This window comes from Cupriavidus sp. 96C5-1, assembly GCF_057798855.1.
Map to the genome: position 1 here is coordinate 26790 of NZ_JBYOJU010000078.1, position 254 is coordinate 27043.

At 70.1% G+C, this 254-nt stretch carries 1 protein-coding gene; it reads left to right on the forward strand.

Going from position 1 to position 254, the window contains the following annotated elements:
- The coding region (locus tag AC3FOF_RS42960) for a contractile injection system protein, VgrG/Pvc8 family (RefSeq protein ID WP_488730135.1) at nucleotides 1-254 on the forward strand (254 nt) is incomplete at both ends.

The following is a 254-nucleotide window of genomic DNA, read 5'->3' on the forward strand; positions in this document are numbered from 1 at the left end:
GTCGTCGCGTTCACCCTCGACGAAGGCCTCTCACAGCTCGACCGCCTCGAACTCGATCTCGCCAGCCACGCCCCCGACATCGACTTCGACCAGGTGCTCGACCGCCCAGCCCTGCTCACCCTCTGGCACGGCTCGCGGCCCGTGCGCCGTGTCCACGGTCTCGTCAGTACCTTCGAGCAACGCGACTCCGGCTTTCGACGCACCCGCTACCGCGCCGTCGTCGAGCCACGCCTCGCACGCCTCGGCCTGTGCGC